Origin of the sequence: Paenibacillus sp. MCAF9 (assembly GCF_052114265.1) — a bacterium.
In the GTDB taxonomy this organism is placed as follows: Bacteria; Bacillota; Bacilli; order Paenibacillales; family Paenibacillaceae; genus Pristimantibacillus.
This window is the reverse complement of the sequence record NZ_JBFREL010000100.1, coordinates 1-402: the sequence shown is the minus strand read 5'-3', so window position 1 is coordinate 402 and position 402 is coordinate 1. Positions and strand designations below refer to the sequence as shown.

At 50.5% G+C, this 402-nt stretch carries 1 protein-coding gene; it reads right to left on the bottom strand.

Features of this window, described 5'->3' with window-relative positions; all coding sequences use genetic code 11:
* A partial coding sequence (locus AB4Z45_RS33070; RefSeq protein ID WP_441913839.1) for a cadherin-like beta sandwich domain-containing protein occupies positions 1 to 402 on the bottom strand: 402 nt, incomplete at both ends.

The window sequence follows — 402 nt, the reverse complement described above, 5'->3', positions numbered from 1 at the left end:
AATCGCAGCTGTTGCAGTACTCTTGCTTGCCGCAACTGTCGTGCTCGTCACGTCGTTAGCTACATTTGCGGTGTACGTTAATGTGCCGCTGGCAAATGCCGGACTGAGTGTCACGCCGCTTAACGTCAATGCACTTAGCGTTGCATCTGAATTTTTAGCACGCGTTACGGTTACCGTATAATCTTTTGTGCTGCCGTCTTCTGCTGTTACATGAACGGTGATCACATTCTCTCCTACCGATAACTGTTTCAAACCTAGATCGGCTGCTGTAATCGCAGCTGTTGCAGTACTCTTGCTTGCCGCAACTGTCGTGCTCGTCACGTCGTTAGCTACATTTGCGGTGTACGTTAATGTGCCGCTGGCAAATGCCGGACTGAGTGTCACGCCGCTTAACGTCAATGC